Here is an 8794-nt window from a genome sequence, read left to right as displayed (position 1 = left end):
TTCTTTTATAATGGGTAATCTTTCAGAAATTTCTAGTTCGCAGCTAATTGAGGAAGGTATTCCTCAATTACGAGTCAAAAAGGTTAGTGTAAGTACCCCTTTAGCTTCCAAGTATTTATTGGAAGATATTTCATTTAACGTAGCAAGAGGCGATCGCGTCACAATTGTTGGCCCTTCTGGTGCTGGTAAATCTACCCTCTTACGACTACTAAATCGACTGAGTGAACCTGCAACAGGTGCAATTTATCTAGAAAATCGAGAATATAAACAAATTCCGGCGATCGCGTTGCGACAAACTGTCACCCTAGTGCTGCAAGAATCAAAGCTTTTAGGGATGTCAGTACGAGAGGCTTTAGCTTATCCCTTGAAATTGCGGGGACTAGAGGCTTCAGAAATCCTCAAGCGGCAAAACTTAGCGATCGAAATGCTGCACATTCCGCAACAATGGCTAGAGCGGACGGAGTTACAGTTGTCTGCGGGACAGAGGCAATTAGTAGCGATCGCGCGTGCTGTAGCTATCCAACCCCAAATTTTACTCCTAGACGAACCCACAAGCGCCCTAGACGCTGGCAGATCCCACCAAGTTTTACAAGTATTAGCACAGCTAGCGACTAGCGATCGCATGACTATACTGATGGTGAATCACCAACTAGAATTAGCAGAGCAATTTTCTACACGAGTTCTACACTTGCAAAGCGGAAGACTGATTGAAGATGCGATCGCAAGTCAAATAAATTGGGTAAATTTACGGCAAAGTTTAATCGAAGCCGAAATACAAGAATCACAAGAATGGGCTTAGATTGACCCACCGATTGAAATCGCGTCCACATACACAAAACCGCCTAAGCAGGTTAAAAAACTCCACAGTCCGCGCAGGCGGACTTCCTTTGTGTAGCAGCGATTTCAATCGCCCATTAGATTAATAGATTTTAATTACCAATTACCAATTACCCATTACCAATTACCAATTCTCGCAACCATAAATTAAGTTGCAGTTGAAACTCCCGCAGGCCGAGTTTGTTTTGCAGGCATATACAATTCATTCCCATTTAGAATATCCAGATTCAGACGATAGCCAACATTGCGAACAGTTTGCAGCACACTAGGCTGTCGGGGATCGAGCTCAATCTTTTTACGCAGAGACAGCACATGAGTATCAATAGTTCGTGGATTATCAATAGAATCTGGCCAAGCTCTCCGTAACAAATCCGATCGCGACAGCGGTACTCCTCCAGCTTGAGCTAGCACATAGAGCAAGCTAAATTCTTGAGGAGTGAGATCGATATGTTCCCCCTGCAACCGAACCCGGCGCTGTACCAAGTCAATTTTGAGTTCCCCACAATCCAAAGTAGCAGGAGGGATCGTATTGCGGTTGCGCCGCATCAGAGCCTCCACCCTAGCCATAAACTCTTGCATCCCAAAGGGTTTTGTTAAATAATCATCAGCTCCCGATCGCAAACCTTCTACAATATCAGCTTCGGCATTGCGAGCAGAGAGCATCAAAATTAGCGACTGCTGCTGTTGCTGGAGCCATCGGCAAAATTCTAACCCGTCTCCATCGGGCAGTTCTGCGTCAAGAATGACTAGGGAAGGCTGGCGAGTATAAAATATTTCCCTAGCATGATGGATGTCGGCTGATTGGTGTACCCAAAACCCGACCTGCTGTAGGTGCCAGCCTAAGAGCGATCGGAGGTGCGGATTTCCTTCAATAATCGAAATACAAGCAGATCCCACAGAGGCTCGTTTCCCATATCACTAATTGTTACCAGATTATCAGAGCTTTTGTCATGGTTTTGTAACCGTCGCTACGCAAGCGTTAGCTTCATTTAAAGCCCAGAAAAAGCTCTACACCACAATTTTAAAGATTTGGTCAACTTTTAAGTCTCACTTCTCAGAAAGCTTAGAGCCATCTCCGGGTTGTCATAGAATGAAAGTAGTAGTCTCCCCACAGCCCAACCCCCCATGCCAAAACTCTTTATTAAAATTCACAGTCCCACTCATCAGCCTTGTTGTTGGGAGTTGACAAATCACTCAGCTCAAATTAGACTTCCACAAACTCTCAGCTCAATTGCAGGATCTTTTATCCAGTTTGAGCGCAAAATTTACCAAAATCCTGACTTGATGAGGCGCATACGGAACCATCTAGGTGTAAGTGGGGTATTAGGAAGGGACACAAATCGGTAAAGTTCCCCTCCAAGGTAGCTTTTCCCCCAAAGTCGGAATTAACAGGCAAAAATGGCTCCTTTCGAGCCAACTCAGCTAAAAAGAAACCTGTTTGTCAACCCGCCAGTCATGTAGATATAAACCCTAAACGATTTCAACTTCACACCATGCTTCAAGATACTCACACCATCCGCCACTACCAAAAACTCACCGATGCCCTAGTCGAAATGTGGAATAGAGGCTATCGCTTCGATGACTTGCGGCTGTACTTAGACGGTTATTTAGCTGCTTTAAGACATACAAATGCGATCGAACCTTATCTAATCCATAGGTTAGAGGAGGAAGCTACTCGCTATATCTACGACCCCTCGAATTTTGAAATGCCGCTGACGCAACCCGAATCTGGATACTATTAGCTGCTTTGTAGCTTTGTAGTAGGTGAGATAGTCTATTTAATAGATTCAATTTTAACCAAAAATTGCTACTGGCTATGGGTTTTATTCCCTCGCTAGTAGCAATTTAAACGTTAATAAAAAATCGTGACTAAACTCTAGTCAAGCTACTAATGCTTAACAGTGAAAACAATAAAGTTTTCTTCGTTTTCTTCAGGAAGCCAAAGCCACTTCTACCATTTCCTGCAATTCACCCTTCTGATAGAGCTCGATCATAATATCTGAGCCACCAACAAACTCGCCGTTGATATAAACTTGAGGAATCGTCGGCCAGTTAGAATACTCCTTAACTCCCTGACGAATTTCGGGGTCTGCTAAAACATCAACTGTCTCAAAAGGGACTCCCAAGGTATTAAGAATTTGCACCACATTGTTAGAGAAACCACACTGGGGCATTAACTTATTTCCCTTCATAAAAACCAAGACTTTATTTTGCTTTACCAAGCTTTCAATTTTGTCGTGTGCTGCCGTACTCATGGTTGTGCCTCAACTTGTTTTGTTGTGTTATTTTCAGTCTGAAAAAATCTAGATAGTCAGTTAACTGTTAACTGTTAACTGTTAACTGTTAACAACTTAACTTTCCGCTGCCCATTCTGTGGGAGTGTAGGTTTTCAACCCTAGAGCATGAATGGCTTCACTCGCCATTGCTTCTTTGAGGGTACTATAAACCAATTGGTGCTGTTTGACTCGGCTTTTTCCTTCAAACTCTGAAGAAACTACGATCGCCTGATAGTGATCGCCACCGCCCGTCAAATCGTCTATTTGTACTTTAGCGTCAGGCAATCCAGCCTGGATCATCGCCACTACTTGAGATGGGTTAACCATTGTCGATATCTGATAGAGTGCTGCAATTTAGATTTTAATTGAATTATTTGGTTGACGAACTCGGCTGAGCGTCACGGGCGGGCCGGGGATAGGGTACATCCACAAACCCCAGTTCTAATAACTGCTGGTAAGCTTTTTTTCCCAAGTCGCGAGTAGGCTGCTGAGAGCGGATAATCTGAATTAGCAGGGGAACTGCCAGTTCCGGCTTATTTTGGGCCCGGTGTACCAACGCTAGCCTATAGGTGGCTTCGTCCCGCATCTGGGCTGTTTCTAGCGCCTTTGTGCGGTTGGTGTCGGCCAGACGGTTGTCAATCCCGGAAAAAGCTGTTGCCAGTTGTTGGTAAAAATTAGACAACTGATTGAAAACTTGACGGGACTCTTGGAGTTTTTGGGCTGCTAGAACATAATTCTGATCGGAAATGGCAGTGCTGGCCTCAGACATTAAACGCTGTCCTCCTGGTATACTCAGAAGGCTGTCTGGCCCCGCAGGGCGGAGATTGTTCGGATCGGTCGGATCGAGAGGATCGGCCGCGTCTCGGTTCTCTGGCAGAGGAGATTGCTGTGCCTGGACGCGGAGAGGTTGCAGCAAGGTTAAGGCTGCCACTACCGCAAGAGTAATCCGGGCGGTGGAGCGTAGGAGGCAAACAGTTCCAGAGTGTACCATGAAGTAACTTTGCCCGTTGGCGGCAATAAAAAATTTAAGTGTCTGGCGATCTTACCACTATTTGCGATCTAAATCTGGTAGAATTACGCAAAATTTATGTTTTTAATCAGAGTGTACCGAAAAGATAGTCTGAACGTAGGAACTATAAACTAAAGACTTAAAGTAAAGCAAACAGGTTTATTTCCGATGACATCGCCAGTTAACCCGTCCCCCGCAGTTTTACAAGAGTACCAAGGCACTGGAGTCCCAGAAGAAAGTGTGGGATTCATTTTGCAGCGGGGGGGTGAAGAATTAGCCCTCACCAAGGCAAGCGATCGCTTTACGGTGCGTATGTCCCCCCAAGCAACAACTGTTCAAAATTGGGCATCCCAAATCCCAGGAAAGCTGCAAGGAACTGTACCGCAAAGTGACTTAGAAGAATTTACGATCGATCCAGCCGAGCGGGACGCAGCTATGCAGACGGTTCGCTCGTTAGATACAGTAGTTTTTGCTAGCCATGTCTACCACCCCATAGATAATCCGGCTACGTTATTCTACTTGACAGACCAAATCACGGTTCAATTTGCCGAGGGAGTGGAGCTCGCAGCCCGCGAGGCGATCGCATCTTTTGTCGGATTGCAAATAGTCCGCCCCATACCCGGCGTACCCAATGCCTTCGTCTGCCAAGTTACCAAAGAATCTACAGAAAATCCCCTTAAAATCGCTAACCGCCTGACGCGATACCGAGAAGTTTTAGTAGCTGAACCGAATATCGCCGTACAAGCTCAGCAGCACTACATTCCGCGCGACACGCTTTATAGCAAGCAATGGTATCTCAATAATAAAGGTGGCAGTCAACTGGGTACTGGTTCCCACATCTCTGCTGAGCAAGCTTGGGACATAACTCGCGGTACTCGTTCTGTAATTATTGCGATCGCAGACGACTCCGTTGACACCAACCACCCTGACTTTAAAGGTTCAGGCAAAATAGTCGCCCCTTTAGACTTAAAAGATAACGACTTTTCGCCCCTGCCAGTAGCAGAGTCAGACAATCACGGCACATCTTGCGCTGGTGTCGCAGTCGCAGAAGAAAATGGCATCGGTATAGTCGGTGTCGCCCCCGGCTGCGCCCTGATGCCCATCCGCACTACAGGCTACCTAGACGACGATTCCATCGAACAGATATTTAACTGGGCCATTAACAAAGGAGCCTCAGTCATTTCTTGCAGTTGGGGGCCTAGTGCCGTTTACTTCCCCCTATCCCTCCGACAGAGTGCAGCCATTTCCAGAGCCGCTACCCAAGGACGCAATGGCAAAGGCTGCGTAATCGTCTTTGCTGCGGGTAATGCCAACCGTCCTGTCAACGGCACAATTAATGAGGCTGGCTGGCCGAAAAACATACTCAGCGGTCAAACTAAATGGCTGGGAGGCTTCACCGTCCACCCAGATGTAATCACCGTTTCCGCGAGCACTTCCCTGGGTAAAAAAGCCGCTTACAGCAATTGGGGTAGCGGTATCTCTGTCTGCGCTCCCAGCAATAACGCCCCGCCGGGAATTTGGCTACAAGAAACTGGATTTGTGAGTACGCCTCCAGAGGTGACTACCGCACTACCTGGTTTAGGGGTATTCACTGCTGACCGAGTAGGGGGAGTTGGCTACGATCGAGGAGACTATACTGCTTATTTTGGTGGTACTTCTAGTGCTACTCCAGTAGTCGCGGGAGTTGCAGCTTTGGTGCTCTCGGCAAATCCTAACTTGACTGCACAGGAAGTACGGACGATTCTCCAGCAAACGACGGATAAGATTGTGGATACTGACCCTGACCCCCAGTTTGGGACGCGGCTGGGTACTTACAATACTTATGGTCGCTGTGACTGGTTTGGGTACGGCAAGGTGAATGCTTTTAAGGCGGTGCAGGCGGCGGTGAAAATGGGCGGAGGTTCCCCTGTAACAAAATTAGCCGATATTAATGGGCATTGGGCACAGGCTTTTATTCAAGGGCTGATCGATGCCAATATGATTAGTGGGTTTCCTGACGGCACGTTTAAGCCGAATGACCTTTTAACTCGCGCTCAATATGCGGCGTTGTTAGCTAAGGCTTTTGATTTAATTCCGAGAGTAGCTGCTACGAATTTTATCGATGTTTCTGCTACTTTTTGGGCTAGGTCGGCGATTTTAAAGGCAAATCAGGCGGGGTTTTTGGCTGGGTTTCCGGGGTTGAAGTTTCGGCCGGATCAGAATTTAACTCGCGTTGAGGCGATTGTCTCTTTGGTGAATGGTTTACAACTGACTGGTGGTAATCTAAATTCTTTAAATGTGTATAGCGATCGCACACAAATCCCCTATTACGCCGATGGGCCGGTCGCAACGGCAACTGACAAGAAGATGGTGGTTAATTATCCTGTTCGCCTTCGGCTCTCACCAATCCAATCTATTACCCGCGCTGAGATTTCAGCTCTAATTTACCAGACTTTGGTAGCCACAAATCGGGCTAAGCCAATTAATTCTCAATATATTGTCTAGGAATGGGTAATTGGTAATTGGTAATTGGTAATTGGTAATTGGTAATTGGGATACACAGATTTTACAGATTCCTATGATTTCACAGACTAAACGATCGTACTTCTAACTAATCCCTCTTTTGTCACTTCGAGCAGAGAAAAAGGCTTTCGCCTTGCGATCGCTGGATTTTAGCTATTGTCAATAATTTAGGGTTCGCAAGGCGAAAGCCTTACAAACCAGTAGTTCCAGAAAATTATCTCCCCAAAGTGACAAAAGAGGGATAATCCGTGTAATTCGTGTAATCGGTAAAATCCGCATTCATAATTGGTAATAGCTAATGGCTAATGCAGGACTTACGCACCCAACCTCATAAACCGGGTTTTTTGACGAAAATACTTTGCCCCGACGCACATACGATCGCAAAAACCTGGTTTCTGGGACGACCTGCCTATAGATATTATGGAGCTATACGAAAGCCTATATAGCGAAGTTTACTCAAAAGAAGCTTACTCAAAAGTACAAAAGTAATTTTTTTTAGAAAGGTGAATTGATGATGAGGGCTCTCACCCCATCAGAAAATTTGTTTGGGAACTCTGGCGAGTTGGTAGGCTCCTTTAGCGTCTAAAATTTGGTATTGATTCGGTTGCAGTCCCATTTGAGTAAACTTTTCCGGGTATCCCAAAATGAGCACAGACGGCGGAGACTGGTTCTGAGATTTTTGGATGTACTCTATTCCAGCTCTTGTCAGCCGATAATAAGTAACAGAATCTTGGGTATAAAATACAAGACTGGGTTTAGGAAAACCAATCATAATTAACTCTTCCGCCGGGAGTTTTTCTTGAACAGCGGTATGTGCTAATTGTCGTAGAGGTAGCTGTCGTTGCTCATCGAGTAGATTGTAGACGGGAGCGATCGTAAAGATCAGAAATGCAGCTAATCCAACCAAGTTAACAGTAAAAATCCCCTCCTCTTGCCGCCGCCAAAGAAGAATTGCCGCCACCACAGCAGCAATCGCCCAAATTGCTCCTCCCACGATCGCTAAACCAGATTTTTGAAATGCTTGCGAAAAATTCGGCATTGCTGGATCGTTTCCCAACCAGTTGAAGCTGTATAAAATCGCCCCAGCTAAAACCAGCAAAAATACTATATTAAAAATGAATGAAAGAAAGAGGGAAAGAGGCAGAGCATCTTGCTTTCTTCCTACTTTTTTCGGTCTTCTTCCTTGCTTTGCTAAAAGCTCGCGATCGCTACCTACCGATAGCTCCTCGTTTAAAGCTTGTACGTTACCTAATTCCAGCGTTCTTCCTTCTTCCTTACCCCTTGCTTTCTCTTCGATGATGTCGCTCCACAATAATGCTACTAATATTGCTGCGGCTGGCATTAAAGGCAATACATAACTAGGAAGTTTAGTTACAGCAACGGTGAAGAAACCAAAGATACAGGCAAACCAACAGAAGACGAATAAACCTAATTGAGCTTTGCGAGGTTGGCGACACCAATAGCTACGCTGCCAAAATCGCAGACGTGCGATCGCGCAGGGCAAATAAATAGACCAAGGAGCAAAACCAACTAGCACCACCAAAAAGTAAAAATACCAGGGAGCCCCGTGACGGTTGACTACCTGCGTAAAGCGCTGAAAATTGTGATAACCAAAAAAGGAATCAATGTAAGCTTCGCCATTGGCTAAGGTAACGAGAATAAACCAAGGTAAAGAAATGGCGAGAATAATTAATATGCCACGTAGAAGGCACATTTCCTGCCAAATTTCTCGAACATTACCGAGGTAGAGTGTAAAGCTGCCAATAATGATTACTGGCAAGACGATCCCGACTGGGCCTTTGCTGAGAATTGCCAATGCTATCAAGATATAAAAAGCTAAATACCAAGGGGAGAGTTTCGATTGAGTTTTAAGAGATTGCTTTGTTCTGGGCAAGACTTCCCCGAAATTGCTTGTTTCCTCCCAATTCTGCACGATTTCGAGCTGTGCTTGTTCTTCCTGCTGCTTCTTTTCTTCTTCCTTTACGTATCCCAGAAAAAACGCGAACAGAGCACAACCCATACAGCCTGTCAGCAGCATATCTGACACGCCAATCCTTCCCCAAGCGATCGTTTCTGGATTTAAGGCGATGAGAGCAGAACCAATGCCAGCGGTTAAGAGGGAGCTCTTGAGCAAGGGGGCAGGGGAGCGGGGGGGCAGGGGGGCGGGAGA

8 protein-coding genes are annotated in these 8794 nt (G+C 45.8%); 3 read left to right on the top strand and 5 right to left on the bottom strand.

The features are described from left to right. Window positions 1-10 precede the first annotated feature (10 nt). Entirely contained in the window at window positions 11-799 is a 789-nt protein-coding gene (locus OSCI_RS00695) for an ABC transporter ATP-binding protein (protein WP_007352911.1), read from the top strand. Between the two features lie 185 nt (window positions 800-984). On the opposite strand, the gene OSCI_RS00690 is transcribed toward OSCI_RS00695, so the two are convergent. Further along, complete coding sequence (locus OSCI_RS00690; RefSeq protein WP_007352910.1) at window positions 985-1734, bottom strand: response regulator transcription factor; 750 nt, start codon at window positions 1732-1734, stop codon at window positions 985-987. A gap of 596 nt (window positions 1735-2330) precedes the next feature. Between OSCI_RS00690 and OSCI_RS00685 the strand changes: the two genes are divergently transcribed. After that, window positions 2331-2579, top strand: a complete 249-nt coding sequence (locus OSCI_RS00685; protein WP_007352908.1) for a DUF6761 family protein — start codon at window positions 2331-2333, stop codon at window positions 2577-2579. Window positions 2580-2768: 189 nt separating this feature from the next. On the opposite strand, the gene grxD is transcribed toward OSCI_RS00685, so the two are convergent. The 3 genes from grxD to OSCI_RS00670 form a co-directional block, all read right to left on the bottom strand. Next, window positions 2769-3092 carry a Grx4 family monothiol glutaredoxin gene (gene grxD / locus OSCI_RS00680; protein WP_007352907.1) on the bottom strand — a complete coding sequence of 108 codons (324 nt, stop codon included), beginning with the start codon at window positions 3090-3092 and terminating at the stop codon, window positions 2769-2771. 96 nt (window positions 3093-3188) lie between these two features. Further along, window positions 3189-3440 carry a BolA family protein gene (locus OSCI_RS00675; protein ID WP_007352906.1) on the bottom strand — a complete coding sequence of 84 codons (252 nt, stop codon included), beginning with the start codon at window positions 3438-3440 and terminating at the stop codon, window positions 3189-3191. Window positions 3441-3483: 43 nt separating this feature from the next. Continuing rightward, window positions 3484-4104: a hypothetical protein gene (locus OSCI_RS00670; protein ID WP_007352905.1), complete on the bottom strand. Its 621-nt coding sequence runs from the start codon at window positions 4102-4104 to the stop codon at window positions 3484-3486. A gap of 186 nt (window positions 4105-4290) precedes the next feature. Between OSCI_RS00670 and OSCI_RS00665 the strand changes: the two genes are divergently transcribed. Further along, the gene (locus tag OSCI_RS00665; protein WP_007352904.1) at window positions 4291-6606 is read left to right on the top strand and encodes a S8 family serine peptidase; all 2316 of its coding nucleotides are present in this window, start codon (window positions 4291-4293) and stop codon (window positions 6604-6606) included. Between the two features lie 550 nt (window positions 6607-7156). Here the strand turns inward: OSCI_RS00665 and OSCI_RS00660 are convergent. Next, on the bottom strand, window positions 7157-8794 hold a 1638-nt coding region (locus OSCI_RS00660; protein ID WP_052638515.1), incomplete at its 5' end, for an ArnT family glycosyltransferase.

Origin of the sequence: Kamptonema sp. PCC 6506 (genome assembly GCF_000180455.1) — a bacterium.
GTDB classification, from domain to species: Bacteria; Cyanobacteriota; Cyanobacteriia; order Cyanobacteriales; family Microcoleaceae; genus Kamptonema; species Kamptonema formosum.
This window is presented reverse-complemented; position numbering and strand designations above follow the sequence as displayed.